Consider the following 24889-nt stretch of genomic DNA (forward strand, 5'->3'; position numbering starts at 1 on the left):
ATTATTTAAAACCCTTGCTGAAAGACAGTTTGAAATGCTTCAGAATATTTTTGACCACTTTGACCACCACGATATGCAGACAACCCCTTTATAGCTTCTTCACTGCGAGGATGAGGAAAAGCGCGCATCACATTACGGTAACAAGCTAGCGCTTCTATTTTTAGGTCTATCTCTTGTGTCACTTCTACATAATGGTTAGGCTTAAAGCTATCACCACTGGCTTCAAAGCCCCAATCCGTCGCCGATTGTATTTCCATAAAACTTAAAGATTTTAATGGTGGTATATCATCACGGCGCTGATAGTAACGACTTGCCGCCATACAGGCTCTGGCAATTTGTTGATGGTCATCATTTAAATCCGCAGGATGATGGGTAAATATACGATTAGGTTTAAATGCTAAAATTTGCTTTTCAATAAATTGAACAACACTTAAATGGTCAACATTGTTCATTCTAATATTTGGAAAATCACCAAGTACTGGTTCATTAAAACCAACAACTGCATTTGCAGCCATCATATCTTGATAAAGTTCACTATCGGTTGGCCTTTTATGGCGGACATCTACATTGCCACATAAAATAATTGGCTGAACAATATGCCCTTCTTTTACTAATTTTGCACCAGTTGCACCAAAGCCGAGTATTTCATCGTCGGGGTGTGCTACTACAATTAAATTAACTTCTTTCATTTGATTACTTTCTTAACTTAATAAAATGTTTAACGGTTTTATCAATAGAATCATCTACTGAATACGGGGGTGTCCAGTTTAATAGTGTTTTAGCTTTAGAGATATCAACTTGTAATGAACCAAGTAACCTAGCTGAATATCCCCCTTTTCCTATCAATTTAAAAAGCAAGCTTATTAATGACATTGGCATAGGAATTAGTGGGGTTTTATTGCTGAAACTTCTATATAGTTTTCTTAATAAGTCACTTGTAGATACGTCATTGTCATCATTTACGTAAAATATTTCATTTTTAGCATTCGGATGAGTTAGGCAAACTTCAATCAAGGAAATTAAGTTATCAATAGAGACTAGACTACGCTTATTAGTAATTGCACCAAACGGTAAAGGAATGGGTTTTGACGCCCAATTCATCATGGTTTCAAAATTAGCTTTTACACCTGGCCCATAAATTAATGTTGGTCGAATAATAACGACTTCCATTGCAGAATTTTTAGCTAATTCCAGTAATTGTTGTTCCGCTTCATATTTTGATAAGCCATAAGGGTCATCCGGTACATATTTGCTATCTTCTGTTAAAGGGGTACCCAGCAGACTACTCTCGCCACCTACTTTAATAGAGCTAATAAATATAAACCTTTTTACTCCAGCATTTGCAGCTTGCTTTGCTAAATTAATCGTCCCTCTTGTATTAACCTCTCTAAATTCCTCCAGAGGATTAGAAGATTTCTCATCCATTACATGTACTCTCGCGGCACAATGTATCACAATATCTTGCTGGGAAAGAACGCTTGACCAATTTGTTTTAGAGTCAATATTTACGATCCCAAAACCTGTGCAACCACTAGGAAGTAACGATATACGTCTCGAGCTTGCTGTTACCGTATAAGAATTATTAATTAATTCTTTTAATAGCGGTTTTCCTAAAAAACCGTTTGCCCCTGTTAATAAAATATTCATGTACTTTTATTTCCAAAAAAATAAGTAAGGTAGTTGATGGCCTTGAAAGTAGTAAAGAAAACGCTATAGATGCCATTCCATTTCACAATAAGAAACAACCAAGTTTAAATTTACAAATTTCACTAAATCAAAGGGCAATATTCTTAAATATTACTTTTGATGATACTTTCTGCCATATTCTTCATTATATTAACCCGAGTATATTGCTTGATAAATTCACTTCTATCTGTATTTTTCAACGACAGTTTCCTTAAAGCTAAAAGAGCCCCGTTAGCATCGCTTGGATTAAACACCTCAGCATTTCTCACTTCATCAGTTATGAACTTTGCTGCATAACCACTAACACCAGCTAATATGGGTTTACCTGTTGCTGCATATTCAAATATTTTAGAAGGTAGCACCTTTTCAAATGCAGGAAAGTCATTTAAGTGTAGAAATAGAATATCTGCATTCATATATTGCTCTGGTAATTTATTCCTTTGCATCGGAGGGAATAAATTAACATTATTAATATTTTCTAATGAATTTATTAAAGCAGGTTTACGGCCACCATCACCAATCACATTAATTTCAAAGCCTGCATCTAACTCTTTAGCTAAACTAGGTAAAATTGTATGTAAGCCTTGGCTTTCACCAATATTCCCCGCATAAAGAATCATTTGTTTATCAGTTGTATTTTGTTTTAATTTCGACTCTAAACCTAAAAACTCATCATCAATACCATTAGTGAACCAAGTATATTTTGCTTGTTTGTATTTATGAACAAAGTAACTTTCAAAACCTCTTGAAACCAAATTAATATGGGTCGCAGTTTTAAATGTATAGCTTTCAATTAATGAAAGGATTGGCTTTGCGAAAAAGCTAATCTTAGGGTTGAGTACATCTTTTATTGTATCAACAAATATATCTCTAATATCTAAATACAAAGGCAACTTTTTCTTTCTTGCTAATCGCGCCCCTAAAAAGGCGGTGAATAACCTAGAGCTAGTCGCAAAAATCAAATCGTATTCTTTATCTTTAGTTAGTTTTACTGCTTCAATATAAAACCGTGTAAATGACTTTATTTGATCTAACATACCACTTTTATGTGATGGTAAGTCAATACGATTAATTGTCACATTATCAAATTGTTCAAAAGTGTTGGCTGAAGCTGAAAATGAAGCATAACGATTAGGCATAGTTGTTACTATTTGAATTTCTACATCATCATGTTTTTTTAACTGTTCAATTAAAGAAGTAGCCCTAAACGAACCTGCACACAAATCTGGCTGGTAATAAAATGATAAAACCAAAATACGCAAAATTAATCCTCTATTATACTAATAACGGTATTTAATTGGTTATCAACTAAATCCATTTTAAGTTGTTTATTATGAATACTGACACCAAACTCAGGATGATAAGTCCCGTCTGATATTTGAATACCACTTGTACTATGTACTGTTATCTCAACATTATTTTTAGTCACTAACTTCACCATATGGCCTGTAACTACTTCAACCTTAATACTTGGATGAAGATGGAAATATGCACAAGCTTGATTAACACGACCCGTTAACTCATCTTTAATCCGGATTGCATTACTTTTTGTAGTGAAACTTCGAGAATGAATGACTTTACCTTTTAAACGTTTATAACCATCGTGTTGAGCTTGTAAAAATATCTCATCAACACTTTCATTAACTTTTAATAACTTAGCGTAAGCTCGACGGGCAACTCTAAAGCCAGACCATACTTCAGAGGAGTCATCTTCATCAACAACTACAGTATTATGAGCAGCAGTTTTACGCTGTCTTAATCGCTCTTTACTTACACCATATAAAGAGGTACCTGAATTTACAAACACCCGTTCAAGACCGACCGACAGCTCAAAGCTCAAAGTATCGGCGTGAGCATGACCAGGTAAATAATCAGGACCCACATTAGCGTGATCTATAATTAAGCTATAAACAGATGTAGATATACGGCTATAACCGCTTTCTTTATTAGTAATTAAACTGGGTAAGCTATCAACTAAATCTAATTTAAGTGAAATAGCATAATCGAAAATTTGGTTAGGCGTTGCAGCTATTCCTATAGCAGAGTCATTAAAAAAGCTTACTTCGCCATCAGGATGAATCATAGATTTAAGCCAAACAAGTGCTTTGGTAGCAACTTTGTTCCAGTAGGGTAAACGTTTAAGTAATTTACTATTCTGGCTTGTATTCGCTAAATCAATTAGTTCAAGTAAATCCCATAACAATATTTCATGATACATAGGAGATAGTTCAAAGTGTGCGCCGTCTGCTAAAAACTGTTCAGGTACTTCCCTATCCAGTAACTTCAACCCTAAGTCTAGATATTGCTCTGCTTGAGCATTTGAAATAAAACAACCTAAAAAAGTCAGGGCTTTTGCATTAGCAAAAAGGTGGTTGCCTAATATATGATATTCAAGCTGTTGTGATAAAGCATCGGCTTGTTGTAGCATACTAGCTAGGTATTTCTGCTCAACATTAGCTTTTCTGCTAAACCACTTAACCCAATTAACAAGCCTCAAAGATAATGGATATGGCTCCCAGCCATTACCATTACATGCAGAGTTGTCATCTATCCACTTATTAATGAACTCAACATGTAAATGCTCACGGGCGGAGTAATCATCAGAGTTTAAATCGTCAAAATAATGTAGGTTATACAACCAAAGTTTGTCTTTAGTTGGATCATTCCAACTATGTAGAGAATTTAAAGTTCCACTTAAAGACAAAAATTTTACTGTATTTTCACCAAACATACTTTGTTTGTATATAGTAGGACCATACCAACGCCAATCATAATTCGAAAGTTTAGTATCAACCTTTTTTACATTGGGCTTTTTAAAACGATAAAGAATGCGAAACCAAAATTGTTCAAACTTCAAGTATTTCAAAGTATGAAATACTTGAAGTGATTTTACTATTTTAGATTTCATTGTTTTCGTAATTGCTCAGCTATATCAATTGATATTCTTGCAACTTCAAAAATTTCTTCCGCTGAAATGGGGCTTGCCGTACCATTTTTAATTGAATCTAAAAATAACTTAGAACAAAGTTTTTGACCTTTGTCTTGTTTCCAAAGGTTCATTTTTTTGAATCCTTTCCAGCCAAACCCTTTTAACTTAACAAAATTATCTAACTGCAATACTTTACCCGCTGTAAATACTTCAATGCGTTCTTTAGGAAAACTAGCCGCACCATTTGCGAAATAATGTATAGTTCCAAACGAACCATCAGCAAAACCTAAAATAATTGCGGCTTTATCTTCTGTGACTTCAACAGTATTTGTATCACCCATCCTCCTAGCCTGCACAGACGTAATTTCACTACCAGCTAAGTAACGCATCAAATCAATAAAATGACATGCTTCTCCAATAATACGACCGCCACCAACCTCATTATCTTGTGTCCAATGATCTGCAGGTATGCAACCCGCGTTCATTGTCATAATAAATGATTTTGGTTCCTTTATTGGATCAAGTAAAGTTTTCATTTTTTGGATGTGTGGTGAAAACCTGCGATTAAAACCAACCATTAATTTAGGCGGTTTATCTGCTTCAATGGCTTTTTCATAAGCGGATTTTACCTCTGCCAGTTCCTCAGAAGTAATTGCTAAAGGTTTTTCTACAAATACATTTTTTCCTGCTTTAAGAGCCTCTTGAACAAAGTAAGCATGGCTATTATGACGAGTAACTATAGCAATTGTATTAATAGCCTGGTTTTCAATCATGCTTTGTGTATCAGTGGTAGCCTCTGTAAAACCAGCCTTTTCACCATGAATGGCACCATTAATTCCACCAGAGGTCGAGATACAATGAAGCTTTGCACCTGCTTCTTTAAAAGCGGGAATTAGCACTCGTGATGCATAATTACCTGCACCAATAAAGCCAACGACAGGCTCATTACCTTCGTAGTTTGCTACGCTATTAAGTTTTATAGTTGTTTCATGGCGGCTTGCTACATCTGATTCAAATTGTAACAGTATGCCTAATGCACTTTTATCAGATGTTAGTAAGTCGTAGGCATCGCTAGCATTCTCAAACTTAAAACGGTGACTAATTAGTGGCTTAACATCAATCTGGCCCCCTGACATCATATCTAAAATAGCTTCAAAATTTCGCTGCTGCGTCCAACGAACAAATGCCAGAGGATAATCATTACCTTGTTCTTCATAATTTGAATCATACCGACCGGGTCCATAAGAACAAGATACTTGAAAAGTTAATTCTTTTTCATAAAAATCGGCTCGACTTAATTCCAACCCGATAACGCCAACAAGAATAATACGACCACGCTTACGACTCATACGCGCAGCTTGTGTCACTGGATCATTAGATTTAGTTGATGCTGTTATAATGACACCATCAACGCCTACGCCACGACTAAATGCCATACCGACAGCGACAGGGTCTTCTCCTTTACCTGGGTTACAGGTCACGGCACCAAACTGCTTAGCTAAATCAAGTTTTGATTGATCAAAATCAATCGCAAGCACACGGCAACCTTGCGCCCTAAGCATTTGAACTGTCAATAACCCAATAAGGCCAACACCAGTAACAACAAAGCATTCACCCATGGTAGGTTTAGCTAAACGAATACCTTGTAAGCCAATACTTGCCACTACGGTAAATGATGCTTCTTCAACACTTACATTGTCAGGGATTTTTGCGACTAAGTTTTTAGCGACTCGAACGACATCAGCATGAGGCCCATTGGATACTACACGATCACCCACTTTAAAGTAATCGGCCCCCTTACCAACACTCTGCACAGTGCCAACATTGCAATAACCTAGAGGTAGTGGCTGTGCTAATTTTGACTTAACTGCTTCAATAGTCGTCATCACACCATCAGTCTGCATTTTCTCTAAAACCATCTTAACCTTATCAGGTTGGGCTCGCGCTTTATCAATAAAGTTAGCCTTGCCAAAATCAACTAACATGCGCTCAGTACCAGCAGAAATAAGTGTGGTGGCAGTATCTATTACTAAGTGGCCTTTAGTCGTTTGAGGCGAAGGGGCTTCAACAATACTTGAGCCCCCTTTAGCCATATCTTGTAAAATTTGTTTCATTATAAATCCAATTTAATTTTTTGCTATTTCTCTTATTTTTTGTAACGCTGTTTGCGGCAGGTAGTTTATTAAAACAGCTTTGTATCGCCCTTTAAATACAAAAAGGCTTCCCGCTGAAGCTCCAATAATCTTAAATTTAGAAACTAATTCTAAAATATCATCTGAGCTACCTGCGCCACCTAAAATGGTTAAGGGCACGCTAGTTATATTACGGATTTTCTCTGCTAAACTGATATCATAGCCCTTCATAACTCCATCATTATCAATAGAATTAATAATTAACTCACCAATACCTACTTCTTCGAGTTCTTGTATAATAAGTTCTAACTTTTTCTTGACCTTCTTTTTACCGTTATGGGTATAAACTTCATAATTCCCAAACAAATTTTTCTTAATATCTAAGACGACAACGACACTTTGTCTACCTATAATGTCAGCCATTTCATTTAAGAGACTTAAGTTTGATAAAGCGGCACTAGAAACAGCGATTTTTTCAACACCAAGTTTTATTATTTTTTGTGCCTGCTCCGCAGTAGTTACGCCCCCCCCATAACACAATGGCATTCTACTTTCGTTTGCAAGATATTCGATCATTATATAATCAGGTTCTGCCCCATTAATGCTTGCATCAATATCAAGAACAATAAGTTCATCAACTTCTTTTTCATTAAAAATTTTAACGGCATTAATAGGGTCCCCTACATACTTAGGGTCTTTAAACTTAACTGTTTTAACTAGTCCTTTGTTGTGGATCAACAAGCAAGGAGAAACTCTTGACCTTAACATAGCTGCAGCCCCGCAAAATTTTCAAACAAGTTAACTCCATTAGAATGGCTTTTTTCTGGATGGAATTGAAAGCCGAAAATATTTCCTTTATTAATTGCGCAATTAAAATTAATACCATAAGTTGTATTAAGTAATACATCGTCCATCTCTGCACAATCAAAGTAATATGAGTGTAAAAAATAAAAGCCTTTTTCATTATCAATATTATTCATTATGGGATGCTCCTTAGTAGGCTCAATCTCATTCCACCCTAAATGAGGGATTTTTGGTTTATGAGTAATACTGTTCACGTCAAAGCGTCGCACTCTTGCATTAAACCACCCTAACCCAGAGAGTTCACCTTCATCACTTTTATTAGCCATAATCTGCATGCCGACACATACACCTAAGACTGGTATTTTCTTAATTAATATGGCTTTATCCAAGGCCTCACGCATACCAGATTCATTTAACTGAGTCATTGCTTCATCAAAAGCACCTACACCGGGTAAGATAATATGAGTTGCTTTACTCAAATCCTCTGGGTTCTTTGCAAAATAAGAGTCTACTTTTAATTTATTATAAATATTCTTAATCGCTTGAATGTTACCAGAGCCATAGTCGACAATCGCGATCATCGCTTACCGCCTTTTTCAAGTCCCAATTTACGCATAACCTTTGCACCCAAATCATATAAATACTGCTGATTTTTATAATCTTTATAGGTTTTATTTGGTGCATCTAAATAACCTTGTAACTCTTTTGAGCTTATACCTAGTTTATTCGCTATGTAATTAAAATCATCATCGATAGTTTCTGGATCATATGCCGGGGTTTTCAGCCGTTCCAACGCCTCTTCTCGGGTCATTTGCCCTGTAACAATTAAACTAGAATATTGTACTTTCCTAGTATCGTAGCCAAACTTTTTATAGAGCCAGAACGCCTCATAAAAGCGAGTAAAACGTGATTCAAAGTGCTTCTGTGCATAACGCTGATAACCGAAATTATCCACAAGAAATTGAGTCGCTTCTTCCTTGTCATAAGGCATAAAGTCTAATGGTTTATACAACTTAATACCCTTTATATAGGGTAAATAAATTTTATGCCAAAGGATGTTAGTAAGAGGGTAGTTTTTAAGCTTTTTTGTACCAAATTTTTTCTGTATATCTTTAATTTGACGAGCGTCAGATTGGAAATACATCCACTCAAGCGGGTTTCTTATACACTCAGTAGAATAATTACCACCCGTTAATATATGCTTGATTTTATGTTTTGCTGCGAATTTGTACATTGTGGCAAAGAAAGAATGATCTTGGGGGGTATCTGTATGTGATACTCCGGCTTTGAAAAATGAAAGTTGCAAATCCTTCATTTCTTCCCAATCAATTACTTCAGTGTAAAGATCTAGTTCTAAACGATCGACAATTTGCTCAATATTATGCACGGCTTGCTGAGAGTTCCAACCTGCATCAACATGAAAGACTAAAGGCCTTAATCCAAGCTTAACTTTCGCAAGATAAACCAAATATGAACTGTCAATTCCACCACTCATGCCAATAATACAATCAAAGTCCTTCCCTTTACCCTCTTTTTTTATGTCATCAGCTATTTTTGATATTTCAGCCCAACCTTTATCGTTTGGATTCCAATTTGGCTCGATATCCTTATAGAATGTATTACAGTGGTCACATACTCCTTTTTCATCAAATTGAATTTTTGAGTCTGTTGTATCCATTACACAATTACTGCAAGTTTGGTATTTTTTTTCTCTCATTTTAATTCCGCTATATAAATTTAAACGATGCTAATTCTCATTGTTTTTTAAAGTGAGATTAGAAACTTATTTTCTTTTGTTTTGTTTTGTTTTGTTTTGTTTTGTTTTGTTTTGTTTTGTAAAGTAACTAGTACTTATCACATTAAGTAAGTCCAATATAAGTTTTTGTTTATCTTTCATTAAAATTGCTTTACCAACGAACTCTACATTTAGACGTACTACAGGTTCGGTATTCGATGAACGAAGTCTAAATCTCCATTCACCATCTTCATCTGTGAATTCCATAGCGATACCATCTGTTTCATCAACAAATTTAGCTAAGGAGCCTATACGCTCTTTAATAAACGCGTGGCCTGCTGCGCCATTTCCCGCATTAACAACCAATTTTAGAGGCTTCAACTTAGTAGTATCAATAAAATTTATGTCAGACTTGGCGAATGCTGATTTTAAGTTTCGTGTAATATAACGGCTTTCAGTTATGCCACTTTCTATAGGAAGTAATCAAGTCAATATTTTTTCAGCTGTATATTTTATGGCAAACCATCCTGTATCACCAGAAATGGGCTTTGAGTCATCTCGTACCAATTTCATACCATTATAATCGAGAGGATTATGAGATTCGGTAACTTCAACACCACCACATATTCAAATTTTTAGCCGCAAAATAGACTTCTTCCGTGTCTGTCATTCCTAAATATGTAACATTGCCCCCTTCATATTGTAATCCATTTGAAAGGGCAAGCTTTAGTGATTCATAAGTTAAACGTATATCACCGCCCAGTACGACATTTTTTGGTTTTAACTCAAGAGCAAAAGCTCTTCCAATAGCGTAGGATACTTAGTCATTTAACTATTCACCAAGCCTTCCACGAATATTATATGCTTAAAACAAGTTAAGTTAATCATTACGCCCTACCATACCTATCTTCAAACCGAACAATATCATCTTCACCTAAATATCCACCAGATTGAACTTCAATAAGTTCTAATGGTATTACACCAGGATTTTCTAACGCATGAATAGTGCCAATAGGAATATAAGTTGATTCATTCTCGCGGAGTAAGAATACTTTATCACCATTAGTTACTTTTGCAGTTCCTGATACAACAATCCAATGCTCCGCTCGATGATGATGCATTTGAATAGATAACTTTTCACCCGGTTTTACTGTAATACGCTTTACTTGATCGCGTTTACCAACACCAATTAAATCATAATGACCCCAAGGTCGATACACTTGTCGATGTATATCAGCTTCACTTCGGCCTAGTGATTTGATCTCTTCTACGATTTTCTTTACGTCTTGTACGCAGTCTTTATTCGCAACTAACACTGCATCTTTAGTTTCAATAACAATACAATTATCTAAACCAACAGTTGTAACTAACTTATGCTCTGCAATAACTAAGTTATTAGACGAGTTATAACTTAATACATCACCTTTATGTACATTACCCTGATGATCTTTGTCATTTATATCCCATATAGCAGAGAAACTACCAATATCGTTCCAACTTGCGTCTAAAGGGACAACAACAGCTGAATCTGTTTTTTCCATTACGGCATAATCAATAGAATCAGCGGGACACTTAATAAATTCCACTTTATCAACTCTGATAAAGTCCATATCTGTAGATGTGCGAGCAATTGCTTTTTTACAAGCATTAAGAATTTTTGGGTGATGTTTTTCAAGCTCTTCAATGTAACGAGAAGCTTTAAACATAAACATACCTGAATTCCATAAATAATCGCCAGAAGACAAATATTTATTTGCAGTTTGAGCATCTGGTTTTTCAACAAACTGATTCACTACAAAAGCGTCACTTAAACATTTAGAACCTTTTTGAATGTAGCCAAAACCTGTTTCAGCATGTGTTGGTACAATACCAAAAGTTACTAATTTACCTTTCTCGGCAATTGGGATTGACTTTTTTATTACATCCTGAAATTCGGTTTTGTTCTCAATGACATGATCTGCTGCAAGAACAAGCATGACTGTATCAGTATTCTGTTCTATTAAAGATAGTGCTGCTAAGGCAATTGCAGGAGCAGTATTACGGCCAATGGGTTCTAAGATAATCTTGCCTAAAGAATCAATTTCTCGCATTTGTTCCGCAACAACAAATCGGTGTTCCTCATTACAAAGACAAAGAGGAGAATCAGTATCAAGTTCAGACAAACGAAGAACAGTTTCTTGGATCATTGTGTTCTCTGATGATATTTTCAAAAATTGTTTAGGCATCGATCCCCTAGACAATGGCCAAAGTCTAGAACCGCTACCTCCAGCTAATATAATAGGAGTAATCATATAATCTCACACTCTTTAATCATTAGTTAATTTCAAACGAGCTATCACTTAACATATTTATTTCGTTTCTTAATGCTTCGTATTCGCTAGTGTACATATAAATCGACCTGTCTAATGTTTTTACATTTTCTTTCCAAACATCTATTGCAGATAAGTTGATTTTGTCAAGTAACTTGGCTGTTTTTACAATGTCAATTTCATCAATTAGCAAACCAGTATGATTCTTTGAAATAAAAACACCATCATTAGAACCGAAACGAGAAATAATTGGTTTACCAAAAAAGCAACTTTCGTAAAAACGGTTTGGTCGTGCCCATTTTAAATTCCAATCATTCTCTTGAATTTCAGGATAACAGCCCCAAACGATATCTATCTCAGAGTATAATTTAGGAAGGTCATTAGGTGATTTATATTCCCCTAAATATTTGACTGATGATGACTCACAGAGCTTATCAAAGTAGTTTTTAATTTCAGAATTCCCAAAGGGTATACCTGCTAAAACAATTTCAAATTTTTCTGAATACCTATCTACCAAATACAGTAAGACCTCTAAACTCCATTGGCACCTTAACAACCCAAAATAACCAATTCTAATTTTAGAAGATGGAATAGATGGTTCTTTAACTCTAAGTTCATGCGGTTCCAATTTATTTTCTAGAACGAGACCTTTTGTTTTAACTCCTAAAATTTTTAAATAATATTCGTTCCAAAAATCAGCTGCTGTTACAACAATCAAGCTAGCTCTATTGCAAACAAACCTATCTAATAAACGAAAAACTTTTGCGCTTAAAGCATTTGAACACTGTATCTCTCTAATATCACCAATTTCAATGATAATCTTTTTACTTAAACCTATCTGCCCTATTAGTGCTAAAATAGCCATATCCAGACCAGAACAATATATTAAATCTGCTTTTTTAAGTTGCTTACGAACTGTAAATAGAGATTTACACATCACCAGCACTCTTTTCAGATATTGGCCATGTGCTATTTCACCTAAATAATGAATTTTTACTCTCGGTATTCTTCCATTATGATAAGGGCGTATAAAACTACAAACTTGAACATCAAACCCCTCCTCTTGAAGCATATCTATTCTCTTTGAATCTCGAGGATGTCCTATTAAAGGCAGCATTGATAATATTTTCACTTTAGTTCTCTAACTTTAATAATTTGAGGAATTTGTTAAACTCTAAAGCATTTAATTTTTCCGCATCTAGCAGCGGAGAGTTAGGTAGTTTAATAGATTTTGAGTAACATTCGATAAAAACTACATTATTAGGATAGATCTCTTTTAAACTATTGAAAAACATATTCTCATTTCCTATAACAACTTTATTACAACCTATAGCCTCAAATGCAACACCAGAGACTCTATAATCAAAATTAACAGGATTAAAGATGGCAATAGAGTTCTCAATTAAGTTTGAATATTCTTCAAAAATATTTTTATAGATAACCCTAGAATCTGAGATATCATATTTACATAACACCTTAGAATTTATTGATGAATCATCCATAATTCTTAATAGCGTTATTAAATCTTTCCTTTGAACACTTTTACTTGGGCAAAAATAATAATCATCATAAAGTGCTTTCTTATTTTCAGTTTTAAGTTCTGTAAGGGGATGAATAAATGTAATGGTACTCTTTGAATATTGGCGTACCAAATGTTCAGCTATAAAAGGTAAAAAACATATATGGGTTATTTTTTTATCAATTAATTTAAATATTAACTTTCTTAAAATACTAGACAGCTTGTTGGGTACTGTATTATGTTCAAATACGAAAAACTTTCGCCTTAAGACTCGAATACATTTAGAAAAGAACAAAAAAATAGGTGGGTAATAACTAAGAAATAATATTTTATTGGGAGATGCATTTTTTTGTAGCATTCGGTAGAGATTAAAATAAAATTCAATTTGTTCAAAAATAAATAGTTTATTTTTGCACTTAACTGAAACTATATCAACAATATCGCTCAGTTCATCATAATCCTGCAATGAACTTTCAGGTAACATCAACTCTACTCTGAAACCATGGTTCAAAAATTTTTTTACTAAATACTTATTAAGGTTAACATGCCCTTTTACACGCATAGACTCAACCAAAGTTATATTCTTCATAATAACACATCTACAATTTCTTGATTACTTTTGTTATTTACACTTGAGATAAAAGGAAGTTTAGATGTACCTTTATAAAAAACAGATCCATTATCATTACTTAATTCATCAAAAAAATAATTTAAGTCAATATTATCAAAGTGGTGTACGTAATTAACCGCAGATATAAAATCCAAACACTTTTTATGGTAGGCTATTGATAGGAACGGAATTTTTAGTGAAAATGCAATGATACAAGTATGAAGACGTTCTGAAATTATTGCATCTAGGTTAGCTAACTGCTTTATAAACAAAGGGGTCGATGTAGTATAAGCTATAGTATGTAATTTTATTTTTTTGTTTAAATTTAGATCATTTACAAACTCGTTCAACAAAATAATATCATCATGTCCCGGTTTTGCACACATTTGAATTAAGTACAAATTGATATCACTATTTTGTGATTTTACAGCTAATTTGTTCAGACTAGTTCTAAGTTTAATTAATATCTTATCTCGTTTATTTTCTTTTGTCCCAGGTGTTTGTGACAATGACAAGCCAATATTAAGGCTTTCTTTATTGATATTTATCTCTAAATCATTTTTCAATTTTGAAACATAATCTATCGCAGGATCGAAACATAAAGATGTAGGTGTATTAAATTTATTGCACTTTTTAACAACATTTATAGATTGTGAGTCTCTAGCTTGGATTATATCCATATTTTTCAATATACTGGTTAATAACTCCTCACCTTTATTAGAATTTATAGGTCCAAAGCCACATGCAACAGTTAGAATTTTTTTATTAAGTAAACTTGCTAATTTACATTGAAAGCTTTTCTGTTTAAGGCTAGTTAATCGATCTGAATCGTTATCTGAAAACATACTCCCACCTCCGAATACAAGGTAATTAGTGCGAATAATAAAAAATAACGTTTTCAGAAAAATATGCCCTTTAAAAGATCCCTTGAAATTAATTGGTTTTAAAACTAAATTAGACGTATTGACTTCTGGTAAATTTTCCTTACTATCTACAAAAAAATAGACTTCACTAAAACCTGAGCGGTCCAATATACCGATAACATTGTGAAATAATATGTCATCTCCTAGATTTTTTCGGCCGAACCATCCGATTAAAAATATTTTTTTCATGCTAGTTTTAATTTCCTTAAAGAGAATAGAGCACCTAATAATAGCCCTGTAAATATTTGGAGTTTTGAGGAGAAATTCACTAAAAACAATAAAAATAGTGAGCTGGATATTGCAATCATTAAAGGGTAGTAACCTTTTAGTGTTACTGTTTCAGAGTGGATACTATTCTTATAAGCTACATAGGGGAGATAAATAAAACAAATAACAAAACCAATCAAACCAAACTTAAGGAAAATGTACAACAAGCTGCTATGTGGTTTGAAAAATGTGTCATTCGTTATCCAAATATTTGGATAAGCATCTGTCCCATAAAGACTAAATGGGTAAGCTACATTCTCTGAAGTAAAGTAACTTCCAAAACCAGTACCTATAAAGAAAGAATATATATTTTCTATATGCAAATAAAGAATATTTAGGAATTCAATATATCTTACTGTAGATGACTGAGATTTATCATTTCCAATCTCAAACGTATCCAATTTCCATAGAAAAAAGTCGAAATAAGCTGCGCTGAAATTGTAAACTAAACTACCTGCAATAAAACATATCGGAATAAAATAAATGATCCGCTGAATTTTACCCAAACGAATTAAAGCAAAACAAGCCGCAAAAACAATAATAATAAGACGGCCTCTCGATGCCGAAATCAAGTTAGCGGTAATTGGTAAAAACAGGGCTATTTTAAAGTATTTTGAATTGTTCCCTTCGTTCATCATTGCAAGAACTAAAGGTATAAAGAAACAAGAAAGGTATAAACCTGATTCGGCAAAATAACTATAACTATTGAGAGTATTACTTATTTCAATTGCATGTAAAATTAAAAATAAACATTTAGCGCTAAATATAGAAATTAATATAACTAAATCATCATGTAAGCTTCTACCATTTGAATAAACTGAATTAAATAAATAAGAGGTAATTATATAACCCGTTAGAATATTGACGAAATATGCTACATCAGATACAAAACGCGAGCCTTCAAGGCCAATATTATATATTCCTAGAACAAAATAAAATATAAAGACAAAAATCACTAATAATAAATTTTTGCTAACCCCGTAAGCTTGTGTATATTTAAAACCAACAATTAATGCTAACGATAGAGTCCAAAAAACAGATAACGAAAAAGGTCCTACCGATACGGTGTATATCGTTGAAAGCCCTGAAAGCTCTTCGTCACCAAAATCAAATGCAATATCGCTAAAGATCACGACAGTAGCAATATAAAATAATATTCCCCAACTTGTTTTATATAGTAAAAGGATTTGCCCAATACATAAACAAATGATTGATAAAATTGCTGTTTGACCGTAGGACATGTAATTTAGTATGATTGTCAAAATTGCCCAAAAAAGGCACTTAGTCAAAAGATTGGGCATTTACTTTTCCTGAATATTTCATTTTCAAATAAAACATTTTATTTTCAATTAACTCAAGCCTTTCTACTGGTAACTCTTTAACAACGACAGCTGGGTTTCCTGCGTAAACTGTATTAGTAGTTAATTTTCCTGAGACTACACTCCCCATTGATATGATGCATCCATCAGGGATGATTGTTCCAGGAGCAATCGAAACATTAGCACCGATCCACACCCCTTTTCCAATAGTTACTTTCCGATAGTAATCAATATTGTCATAGGGTACAGATATATTAGAACGATAATTGTGATTAACAGACCAAATAGTTACATTGGGGCCAATAATGGAACCGTCGCTAATATAAATTTTACCATGACAATAAAATGTATGACCTGGTCCAATATAAACGTAATCACCAACATGTAAGTTTTCAGGCGAAAACAATTCTCCCTTTTTTATAACTGAACCTTTACCACACTGTTTTAATTTTCGCATATTGAGAGAACGAAAAAGTCTTGATATTGCCTTTACAATCATTATTTAATCGCCTTAATAGTCAAAAGTAAACCCAACATTCGAATTGAAAATATTGAAAGTGCAGCCCCAATTTCACCAAAAAAATAAATAAGTGGTGCTCCAAAGATAAACGCTGTAAACAATTGAACCAACGAAATATTTTTTATTTCACTCTCTTCTTTATTCTTAATTAATTGTATTTGAAGTATATTCGTAAAAAAAGATAAGGATACGGCTATACATATTATAAAAAAAGGAACTTGTGCATCTATATAAGACTCAGGAAGAAAAACATTAATAAATACAACTCCTATTAGCGCTAACACAGAAGATACAATTATTAATAGGTATTTCTTACTCCATAGTATTTCAACAATTTGGATATCTGAAGTTAAAACGTTTGGTAATAATACGTTATATATAGAATTTGTTATTAATGGTAATACAAATGCTATCGAAAAAGCCGCGTTGAAATTAGCTAAATTCGAAGGACTGAAGAAACCTAAACTAATATAAAAGCTTAGAATCCAAAGTTCTAAGCGCATCATTAAATTTTGTGATAATTCAACCCATAGAAAGTTTTTTGCAACAACCATCAATTTCAAGGTGATGGTAATGTAGTCTTGAAAATACTTATATGATCCATTGAATAACATGGACAAAAATGAAAAGACAACGATAACAACAGATGATATCAAAAGAGAATTAAGAGCTGTTACCAACTCAATAGTGTCTGAATAATGCCATAACAATAGAAAAGTACTAAGCCATATTAAATTACGAGAGAAATTAATAATAGCATAACAATTAAAGGCTTTTTTAGTCTGAAAAACAACCATATGTGTTTCCATAAGAGCTAAAGATAGCCCGAATATAAAAACATATAAATAGTAAATTTGAATATCACAAAGATAAAATATAAATATAAATATTATGGATAAAATAAAACAACTTAATAACTTAAAAGACAAAAACTCAATTTCAGCAATTTCACCTCGCTTTTGCAATATTAAATACGATTTATTGGTTCCTAGATTAAACAAAAAAGCAATTATAGGTACCAAAGAAATAAAATAGGCAAAATCAGCATAATCATTTTTTGATAAAAACCAAATGCAAAGGTAATTTATGAAAAAGAATAAGCCTGCAGAGCCTAATTTTGAAACTAAAACTAAAGTTATATTTTTGAACATGTTACTTGGAATTATTCCATATGCCTTTAGCATCCACAATAATACCATACGTAGGATGAGTATTTAGGAATTGTTTATGATCAACCAACAAAACATGTATATCTGAACTTTTCAAAGCATTGGAAAGGGTTACCAGTTTATTACCAGCATATGAATGAGGTAAGGATTCAATGTTTGGCTCAACTGCAAAGACAGTCCCTTTATGAAGTTTAACGATCTCATTAGCGATACTTAATGCAGGGCTTTCTCTTAAGTCATCAATATCAGGTTTAAAAGCTAGACCGTAACAAGTTACAGTTACATTTTTTGCGGTTTTGGTAGGGTTCGATTGTAAAAAATCTGAAATTGCTATTTTAACTTTATTTATAACCCATTCAGGTTTTGAGTCATTGACTTCACGGGCGGTTTTAATTATTCGAGCAAGTTCAGGTGTTTTACTTACAATAAACCATGGATCGACAGCAATACAGTGACCCCCAACGCCAGGCCCTGGTTTTAATATGTTAATTCTTGGATGTCGATTAGCTAATGATATTAACTCCCATACATCAATATCTAGTTCATCACAAATCATTGATAGTTCATTGGCAAATGCTATTTGTACATCACGACAGCTATTTTCAGTAAGTTTTGCCATTTCAGCTGTTCGTGCATTTGTCATAACACATTCACCAGCAACAAATATTTTATACAAAGCGATAGCTTGTTCGGAACATTTAGAAGACATACCACCAATTACCCGATCGTTTTCAACTAATTCACGTATTACATGGCCAGGAAGAACGCGTTCAGGACAATGAGCAATACGGATATCAGACTCTTCATTATGAGTCTGAGGAAATGTTAAGTCAGAACGAGCTTCCGCTAACCAAACAGCCATCTGCTCTGTTGCACCAACAGGAGATGTTGATTCTAAAATCACCAAATCCCCCTTTTTCAACACTGGTGCAATCGCTTTAGCAGCTGATTCTATATAGCTCAGATTAGGTTGCGGAATATCATCTGCGCTTATTGTTGGATAAAATGGTGTTGGTACAGCAATTAAAAACGCATCAGCCGGCTCAGGTCTTGTTACGGCTTTTAAATAACCTTCCGTGACGGCAGCATGAACTAAAATATCTAACTCAGGCTCTACAATGTGTATTTCACCACGGTTAATGGTATCAACTGCATGTTGATTTACATCAACTCCAATGACTTTAATTTTACGTGATGCAAACATAGCTGCTGTGGGGAGGCCTATATAGCCTAAACCTATTACTGATATTATTTTAAATGACATTTTTGTTTCATTACTCTTTTTATTGATGGGCTAAAGCCCAACTTACAACTTAGTAAGTGCGCGAATAAATTCCCGCCTACAAATACCCAATGGATTCCCGACAAGACAACTCGGGAATGACGGATATTAAATAGCGTGGAAATCCCCGCCTTCATTGTTTATTTATGTGCTGCTAATATATCTAGTATTACATCGCAAGCTTTACCGTTACCATACGGATTATGAGCAAAGCTCATGGCTTTGTATGCTTCCTCGTTATCCATTAATTCATTAATGGCGGTTGTCATGGTTTCAACATTTGTACCCACGAGTGTAACGGTGCCAGCTTCTACTGCTTCAGGTCGTTCAGTGGTATCTCGCATCACTAAAACTGGTTTACCCAAACTTGGTGCTTCTTCTTGAATGCCGCCCGAGTCGGTTAAAATAATATGCGCTCGATTCATTAAATAAATGAAGGGTAAATACTGCTGTGGTTCAATAAGGTGAATATTATCAATACCGCTTAATATTCTATTCACTGGTTCGCGTACATTCGGATTTAAATGCATTGGATATAATATCTGTGCATCAGGGTAGCGTTTAGCAGTTATGGCTAATGCTTCACAAATGCGTTCAAATCCTCCACCAAAGCTTTCACGACGATGTCCTGTGACTAAGATTAGTTTTTTAGACTTATCTAGCATTGGGAATTGTGCTGCTAATGTTTTGTTTAAATCAGTATCATTCTCTATTTGCTTTTTAACTAACAACAGGGCATCTATAACTGTATTTCCCGTGACATAAATATTAGCTTCAGAATAATTTTCTTTTAATAAATTTTCCTTCGATGTTTCCGTTGGTGAAAAATGAAACTTGGTTAAAGCACCGGTAAGTTTTCTATTACCTTCTTCTGGCCACGGTGAGTAAATATTGCCAGTACGAAGTCCTGCCTCAACATGACCAATCGCTATTTGTTCATAATAAGCAGCTAAACTCGCTGCGAATGTAGTTGCGGTATCACCATGAACTAATACTACATCGGGTTTAAACTCTTTTAATACCGGCGTTAGTTCAAGAATGATACGGCTTGTTATTTCGGGTAGTGTCTGCCCCGCTTTCATAAGATTTAAATCGTAATCTGGAGTGATTTTAAAAAGCTCTAGTACTTGATCTAACATTTCACGATGCTGTGCAGTAACACAAACTTTAGCCTCAAAGCGATCATCTTTATCTAGCGCATGGACTAATGGCGCCATTTTAATTGCTTCTGGGCGAGTTCCGAATACTGTTAATACTTTCACTTTTATTCTCAATTATTTAATTTATTAATGTTTCGGTATTTCACCAAAAACATTTCAAGTTCTTTAAGTTATTTATTACAGTTCAAGACATAACTGAAATGACAAAAGTAATTCCCTGGATAATGAACGTCAGGATAATTGCTCCTGCATTATCTAATAAGGTACGCCCTGTATCATCTGCATTCTCTATTTAGTGGCATCCATGCCACGTCTGCAATATCTAATAAGCCCGAGGCGCGAATAAATTCCCGCCTACAAAAGTAATTACTTATCTGATTTATATTCGTAGTTGTAATAGCCGTAATAACCGTAAGCGTTACTGGATTTTTTAACAACACCGTTAAATACTACGCCTTTTACGTCTATGCCATTTTGCTCAAAACGTTGGCGGGCATAGTCAATTTCTTTAACTGTATTTTGACCAAAACGGGTGACAAGTAATGTGGTGCCCGCATGGCCACCAACAATGGCCGGATCCGTTACCGCTAAAATAGGCGGTGTATCTATCAGTATAATATCGTACTGAGTTTTTATTTCTGCAATCAAGTCACTAAAACGTGCACGCATAAGTAACTCCGAAGGATTCGGCGGTACTTGTCCACGGGTAATAATACTCAATCCTTCAACATTCGTTTTTTTAGTGACCTGTTCAAGTGATTGCTGACCTGACAAATAATCTGATAGGCCATTTTCCCATACCAAACCAAATTGCTTTTGTAAGTAGCCTTTACGCATATCGGCATCGATAATTAAAACCTTTTGGCCACTTTGCGCCAGCACAGCACCCAGATTGGCTGAGATAAACGATTTACCTACGCCCGGTGATGGGCCAGAAATGGCAATAACATTATTTTTTGCTTCAATCATGGCAAAGTGCAAACTGGTACGTAAACTACGTAGGGCCTCTATTGATAGATCAGCAGGGTTATCTACCGCTAAGATAGTACTACAGTCTTTCTTGCGCTGCTTACCTTTAGCTATGCCTTTAGTTAAGCCCTTAGAAAAGCCCATCAATTTATCTTGATGACTAGAAAATGGCACACTGGCATAAACGGGCAAGCCGATTGCTTCAATTTCGCTTGGATTTTCTACGCCTTTATTTAAGGATTTTTGCACAAGCACAATGGATATGGCTAAAAAGCCGCCAAGCATCGTTGCCATAAGCACTATTAATGCTTTTTTAGGTTTTACTGGTTTGGTAGTATTCACTTCAGCAACATCGATTATACGAACATTGCCAACAGTACCGGCACGGACAATATCTAACTCTTGTACTTTACCTAACAACATCATGTAGATTTCATTACCTACTTCAACATCACGGGTTAAGCCCAATAATTTTTGCTGCATTTCAGGTAAATTCGATATTTTTATCGCCAAGCCATCTCGTTGTTTCTGTACCGCCGAAATCTGCTCAACTATGCCTTGATAATTTGGGTGATTACGTTTGAACTTACGTGACATAGCTAAACGTTCTAAATCTAATTGTTGTAACTTAGTATCTAGCTCTATAATTTGCTCTAATACCCCTTGGGTTTCCAAGGTGATATTTACCGACTGTTGATTTTTTTGATAATCATTAAATAGTGCTTCTGAGTCTTCTAACTGTTGTTTGATTGCCGGTAACTGTACTTCTAAAAAGTCGAGAGATTTTTTCGCTTCTGCTGAGTTACGCTCTACATTTCGGCGTACATAGATTTGGGTGATTTTATTCAGTACTGTTTGGCTATATTCAGGGTTTTCATGTTGAAATCTTAAATTGACTATGCCAGAATCTTTGCCTTTTTCACTGGCACCAATGGCCGCTTGCAGATCGACAATGGTATTTAATCTGTCTTTACGAGCAAGAGTAAACTCTGTACCTGTACGAGCAATCAATGTTTTAATAGTCAGGGTAAAGATTCCATTGCTGACTTCTTCACCGACTTTACCAGCTAATATTTTATCGCCTTCGCTTGATAACAAGGTAAAAGTATTGTTTTCACCTGCTTGCACGATATAGCCTCGATTAATGGCAAACTTAGGTACGTCAAAGCGGAATATTTCTATTTGTTCACCGCCCCAGGCGTAACTTGCCGCAGCAAAGCTTGGTTGAGCTAAATCGCCAGGCTTAACCGGGTTAAATTTTCTAAAACTACGGCCACCAATTATGGGGAATAACTTAGGCGCGGTAACAATATCTAATTTTAAGCTATCTACCGCTTCACCAATTACCGAGCGAGATTTTAACAGCTCAATTTCAGTTATTGATTTAGAGCTACTTTCAAACATAGCGGCCATATCATCAAGCCCTGGCATTCCGCCACCGCTTTCTTCAACTTGAATCATAGCCGTTGCTATATAGATAGGCGTAGAATAAATCGCAATGGCAATACCCACTATGGCAAAAAAAGTAGTCATTACGCCGATAAAAGCTTTGCGGTCAAGCAAGGCTCCAAACAACGCCATTAAATCAACGTCATCAGTGGCAGTAGTATTACTGTTCCCCTGCTGATTTAGCACTGTTTCTGGTTTTATATTTTCATTCATAGACATATTTGGAGTAACTTTTAATAAAATGGTACTAATACCCGAAGGTATAACTTTTAAACTTGATAAATTTTAAATTTAATTTTAGTTAAGTTTAAATTTTTTATTGGCTCTGGTTTCAGTTCTTGTTTCAACTATTGTTTCAATTCTTACTTCAGCTCGGCTTTAAAGGTATTTTGTCCAAGCGGTGCAGGCTTTATCAATTAATTGATAAACATGGTCAAACGCTTCATGGCTTTGACGGTAAGGGTCTGGTATTTCGGTATCATCAAGCCATTTACCTAATAAAAAGGTTTTGCCTCTGGCTTGCGGGTATTGACCGAGTAAATCCGTTAAGTGCCGCTGCTCCATTACCAGTATCAAATCATGTTCAGCGATTAACGCTGAATTTAATTGACGGCCTTTATGGTCGCTCATATCAATATTTTTTGTTAAGGCAATACTGGTTGCTGTCGCTTCTGCACCTTTGCCCACTAAAGCCGTTAATCCCGCTGAAGAGACTTTTACCTGGCTATTGCTCTTACTGCTGCTCTTGCTACCGTGAAGTTTATCCTTAAGCAGGTATTCAGCTGTAGGACTACGGCAAATATTACCAGCACAAACCACTAAAATTGAATTAAACATACCCATTAGAAGAACGCCCCTTGCGTTTTAATAGTGGAAATACTATCAAGCGCTTGTACTGTAGGTACTAACTGGCTGATCAAGCGATTCCAACGAGCAATAGGTGCGGTAGTGACATAAATAATATCACGAGGTTGTAATTTAAATTGGTCAGCTAACACAAGCGCCACTACGTTCTGTGCATGTAGTTGATAAACGTCGGCAATAATGCCTTCATCGTTAGCAGGGCGTTTACGTAATACAAAAATACCGTTAGCATCCGCTGTTGCGTCATTCAAACCACCAACATCACTTAATGCTTCGGCAAGACTTAAGCCGTAACGATTAATTTCAATACTGCCGGCTTTTTTCACATCACCTAGTACAAATACCTTTTGGTTATCGCTTCGGTTTACATGAATAATATCGCCATGTTTAAGTAAACGGTTTTGAGATATATCGCCTTTGGTATAAAAGTCATCAAGCCTGATGATTTCAGTTTTATTTTCGCGGGTAAAATTAACGGTACGCCAATCGGCTCTTTCACTTAAACCGCCCGCTAGGTTCAAGGCATCAATTAAAGTTAGTGGAATCTCGGTGATAGCAAATACTCCCGGTTTTTTCACTTCACCGGTTACGTAGGTTTTTTGACTTCTAAAAGAAACTACTTTGAGATCTAACTGGGGCTTTTCTATTACTTGGCTTAGTTTTGCTACTAATACCTGGTGTAATTGTCTAATGGTTTTACCTGCCGCAGGTATATTGGCGGCATAAGCATAGGTAATAGTGCCATCGGCTTGAATTCTAAAGCCATCAAATTCTGCGGTTCTTTGCACGGCTGCAGGGATGGTTAATTCTGGATGGTCCCAGACACCAATAGATAATACATCGCCAATACCGAGTACATAATCGTAACCGTCGATGTTTACCGGCGTGTGTTTTTTTGTTTGTGCAGAGGCTTGTTGGCTAGTTTTTAAACGAGCAATTAATGAAGAATCAATAACGGAGATATGTACGCTTGATAAGTCTTGTTCTAGCGTAGAGGTTTCAGGGTCAGCATCGATGCCTTCCATATGACTGCCGGGAATCATACTACAACCGCTCAGTATCAGTAGAGATAATGAGACAACCAGGTTTTTAGAGTGTTTTAACATTGTGTATTGCTTCAATCCTTCGCAAATTTAATCAACTGCCGTGTTGTTTTGCTATTTTGTACAGATAGCACTCAAATACCACAAGCAGCATAGCCGCCGCATAATACGCAAATTAACAGTGTTTGTCTAGCGAGAAA

The 24889-nt window shown here is 35.0% G+C and carries 21 protein-coding genes and 1 pseudogene; all 22 read right to left on the bottom strand.

Annotated elements, in window-relative coordinates; genetic code table 11:
- Positions 1 to 5 precede the first annotated feature (5 nt).
- The 22 genes and pseudogenes from F580_RS0105735 to F580_RS0105835 all read right to left on the bottom strand — a co-directional run bounded on the left by F580_RS0105735 (position 6) and on the right by F580_RS0105835 (position 24752).
- A complete protein-coding gene (locus F580_RS0105735; protein WP_019026741.1) occupies positions 6 to 689 on the bottom strand; it encodes a PIG-L deacetylase family protein in 684 nt (227 codons plus the stop codon).
- A gap of 4 nt (positions 690 to 693) precedes the next feature.
- Positions 694 to 1647: a UDP-glucose 4-epimerase family protein gene (locus F580_RS0105740; protein ID WP_019026742.1), complete on the bottom strand. Its 954-nt coding sequence runs from the start codon at positions 1645 to 1647 to the stop codon at positions 694 to 696.
- A gap of 143 nt (positions 1648 to 1790) precedes the next feature.
- On the bottom strand, positions 1791 to 2948 hold the full coding sequence (locus tag F580_RS0105745) for a glycosyltransferase family 4 protein (RefSeq protein ID WP_019026743.1): 1158 nt from the start codon (positions 2946 to 2948) through the stop codon (positions 1791 to 1793).
- 2 nt (positions 2949 to 2950) lie between these two features.
- Positions 2951 to 4594, bottom strand: a complete 1644-nt coding sequence (locus F580_RS0105750) for a heparinase II/III family protein (protein ID WP_019026744.1) — start codon at positions 4592 to 4594, stop codon at positions 2951 to 2953.
- Positions 4591 to 6729 carry a bi-domain-containing oxidoreductase gene (locus F580_RS0105755; RefSeq protein ID WP_019026745.1) on the bottom strand — a complete coding sequence of 713 codons (2139 nt, stop codon included), beginning with the start codon at positions 6727 to 6729 and terminating at the stop codon, positions 4591 to 4593. Before F580_RS0105755 ends, F580_RS0105750 begins: the two co-directional genes overlap by 4 nt.
- 12 nt (positions 6730 to 6741) lie before the next feature.
- On the bottom strand, positions 6742 to 7515 hold the full coding sequence (locus tag F580_RS0105760) for an AglZ/HisF2 family acetamidino modification protein (protein WP_019026746.1): 774 nt from the start codon (positions 7513 to 7515) through the stop codon (positions 6742 to 6744).
- Positions 7509 to 8132, bottom strand: a complete 624-nt coding sequence (gene hisH / locus F580_RS0105765) for an imidazole glycerol phosphate synthase subunit HisH (protein ID WP_019026747.1) — start codon at positions 8130 to 8132, stop codon at positions 7509 to 7511. Before hisH ends, F580_RS0105760 begins: the two co-directional genes overlap by 7 nt.
- Positions 8129 to 9268 (bottom strand): N-acetyl sugar amidotransferase, encoded by a 1140-nt coding sequence (locus F580_RS0105770; RefSeq protein WP_019026748.1) that lies wholly within the window; start codon positions 9266 to 9268, stop codon positions 8129 to 8131. Before F580_RS0105770 ends, hisH begins: the two co-directional genes overlap by 4 nt.
- Before the next feature lie 66 nt (positions 9269 to 9334).
- Positions 9335 to 9652: a hypothetical protein gene (locus F580_RS0105775; protein WP_019026749.1), complete on the bottom strand. Its 318-nt coding sequence runs from the start codon at positions 9650 to 9652 to the stop codon at positions 9335 to 9337.
- 126 nt (positions 9653 to 9778) lie between these two features.
- A pseudogene (locus tag F580_RS27290) lies at positions 9779 to 10106 on the bottom strand (phosphomannomutase CpsG); the annotation flags it as partial.
- A 67-nt stretch (positions 10107 to 10173) separates the two neighbouring features.
- A complete protein-coding gene (locus F580_RS0105780; protein ID WP_026301273.1) occupies positions 10174 to 11577 on the bottom strand; it encodes a mannose-1-phosphate guanylyltransferase/mannose-6-phosphate isomerase in 1404 nt (467 codons plus the stop codon).
- A gap of 22 nt (positions 11578 to 11599) precedes the next feature.
- Positions 11600 to 12727: a glycosyltransferase family protein gene (locus F580_RS0105785; RefSeq protein ID WP_157443003.1), complete on the bottom strand. Its 1128-nt coding sequence runs from the start codon at positions 12725 to 12727 to the stop codon at positions 11600 to 11602.
- A gap of 1 nt (position 12728) precedes the next feature.
- Positions 12729 to 13703 carry a hypothetical protein gene (locus F580_RS0105790; RefSeq protein ID WP_019026752.1) on the bottom strand — a complete coding sequence of 325 codons (975 nt, stop codon included), beginning with the start codon at positions 13701 to 13703 and terminating at the stop codon, positions 12729 to 12731.
- Complete coding sequence (locus tag F580_RS0105795) at positions 13700 to 14836, bottom strand: polysaccharide pyruvyl transferase family protein (RefSeq protein WP_019026753.1); 1137 nt, start codon at positions 14834 to 14836, stop codon at positions 13700 to 13702. Before F580_RS0105795 ends, F580_RS0105790 begins: the two co-directional genes overlap by 4 nt.
- On the bottom strand, positions 14833 to 16215 hold the full coding sequence (locus F580_RS0105800) for an O-antigen ligase family protein (RefSeq protein ID WP_019026754.1): 1383 nt from the start codon (positions 16213 to 16215) through the stop codon (positions 14833 to 14835). The genes F580_RS0105795 and F580_RS0105800 overlap by 4 nt, the downstream gene beginning before the upstream one ends.
- Complete coding sequence (locus F580_RS25420) at positions 16196 to 16732, bottom strand: acyltransferase (RefSeq protein WP_019026755.1); 537 nt, start codon at positions 16730 to 16732, stop codon at positions 16196 to 16198. Before F580_RS25420 ends, F580_RS0105800 begins: the two co-directional genes overlap by 20 nt.
- A complete protein-coding gene (locus tag F580_RS0105810; protein WP_019026756.1) occupies positions 16732 to 17904 on the bottom strand; it encodes a polysaccharide biosynthesis protein in 1173 nt (390 codons plus the stop codon). Before F580_RS0105810 ends, F580_RS25420 begins: the two co-directional genes overlap by 1 nt.
- Before the next feature lies 1 nt (position 17905).
- Positions 17906 to 19186, bottom strand: coding sequence for a UDP-N-acetyl-D-mannosamine dehydrogenase (wecC, locus tag F580_RS0105815; RefSeq protein ID WP_019026757.1), 1281 nt, complete (start codon positions 19184 to 19186; stop codon positions 17906 to 17908).
- A 158-nt stretch (positions 19187 to 19344) separates the two neighbouring features.
- Positions 19345 to 20466, bottom strand: a complete 1122-nt coding sequence (gene wecB, locus F580_RS0105820) for a non-hydrolyzing UDP-N-acetylglucosamine 2-epimerase (protein WP_026301274.1) — start codon at positions 20464 to 20466, stop codon at positions 19345 to 19347.
- 264 nt (positions 20467 to 20730) lie between these two features.
- Complete coding sequence (locus F580_RS0105825; RefSeq protein ID WP_019026759.1) at positions 20731 to 23001, bottom strand: polysaccharide biosynthesis tyrosine autokinase; 2271 nt, start codon at positions 22999 to 23001, stop codon at positions 20731 to 20733.
- Between the two features lie 159 nt (positions 23002 to 23160).
- A complete protein-coding gene (locus F580_RS0105830) occupies positions 23161 to 23619 on the bottom strand; it encodes a low molecular weight protein-tyrosine-phosphatase (RefSeq protein ID WP_026301275.1) in 459 nt (152 codons plus the stop codon).
- 5 nt (positions 23620 to 23624) lie between these two features.
- The gene (locus F580_RS0105835) at positions 23625 to 24752 is read right to left on the bottom strand and encodes a polysaccharide export protein (protein ID WP_019026761.1); all 1128 of its coding nucleotides are present in this window, start codon (positions 24750 to 24752) and stop codon (positions 23625 to 23627) included.
- Positions 24753 to 24889 lie beyond the last annotated feature (137 nt).

It is taken from the genome of Colwellia piezophila ATCC BAA-637, assembly GCF_000378625.1.
Taxonomy (GTDB): Bacteria; Pseudomonadota; Gammaproteobacteria; order Enterobacterales; family Alteromonadaceae; genus Colwellia; species Colwellia piezophila.

Excerpts from the sequence above, each read along its gene's own strand:
- F580_RS0105795 (WP_019026753.1), bottom strand. The coding sequence starts at position 14,836 with ATGAAAAAAATATTTTTAATCGGATGGTTCGGCCGAAAAAATCTAGGA.
- F580_RS0105755 (WP_019026745.1), bottom strand. The coding sequence starts at position 6,729 with ATGAAACAAATTTTACAAGATATGGCTAAAGGGGGCTCAAGTATTGTT.
- F580_RS25420 (WP_019026755.1), bottom strand. The coding sequence starts at position 16,732 with ATGATTGTAAAGGCAATATCAAGACTTTTTCGTTCTCTCAATATGCGA.
- F580_RS0105810 (WP_019026756.1), bottom strand. The coding sequence starts at position 17,904 with ATGTTCAAAAATATAACTTTAGTTTTAGTTTCAAAATTAGGCTCTGCA.
- F580_RS0105770 (WP_019026748.1), bottom strand. The coding sequence starts at position 9,268 with ATGAGAGAAAAAAAATACCAAACTTGCAGTAATTGTGTAATGGATACA.
- F580_RS0105740 (WP_019026742.1), bottom strand. The coding sequence starts at position 1,647 with ATGAATATTTTATTAACAGGGGCAAACGGTTTTTTAGGAAAACCGCTA.
- F580_RS0105760 (WP_019026746.1), bottom strand. The coding sequence starts at position 7,515 with ATGTTAAGGTCAAGAGTTTCTCCTTGCTTGTTGATCCACAACAAAGGA.
- F580_RS0105780 (WP_026301273.1), bottom strand. The coding sequence starts at position 11,577 with ATGATTACTCCTATTATATTAGCTGGAGGTAGCGGTTCTAGACTTTGG.
- F580_RS0105835 (WP_019026761.1), bottom strand. The coding sequence starts at position 24,752 with ATGTTAAAACACTCTAAAAACCTGGTTGTCTCATTATCTCTACTGATA.
- F580_RS0105790 (WP_019026752.1), bottom strand. The coding sequence starts at position 13,703 with ATGAAGAATATAACTTTGGTTGAGTCTATGCGTGTAAAAGGGCATGTT.
- wecC (WP_019026757.1), bottom strand. The coding sequence starts at position 19,186 with ATGTCATTTAAAATAATATCAGTAATAGGTTTAGGCTATATAGGCCTC.
- hisH (WP_019026747.1), bottom strand. The coding sequence starts at position 8,132 with ATGATCGCGATTGTCGACTATGGCTCTGGTAACATTCAAGCGATTAAG.
- F580_RS0105800 (WP_019026754.1), bottom strand. The coding sequence starts at position 16,215 with ATGCCCAATCTTTTGACTAAGTGCCTTTTTTGGGCAATTTTGACAATC.
- F580_RS0105735 (WP_019026741.1), bottom strand. The coding sequence starts at position 689 with ATGAAAGAAGTTAATTTAATTGTAGTAGCACACCCCGACGATGAAATA.
- F580_RS0105750 (WP_019026744.1), bottom strand. The coding sequence starts at position 4,594 with ATGAAATCTAAAATAGTAAAATCACTTCAAGTATTTCATACTTTGAAA.
- F580_RS0105825 (WP_019026759.1), bottom strand. The coding sequence starts at position 23,001 with ATGTCTATGAATGAAAATATAAAACCAGAAACAGTGCTAAATCAGCAG.
- F580_RS0105830 (WP_026301275.1), bottom strand. The coding sequence starts at position 23,619 with ATGTTTAATTCAATTTTAGTGGTTTGTGCTGGTAATATTTGCCGTAGT.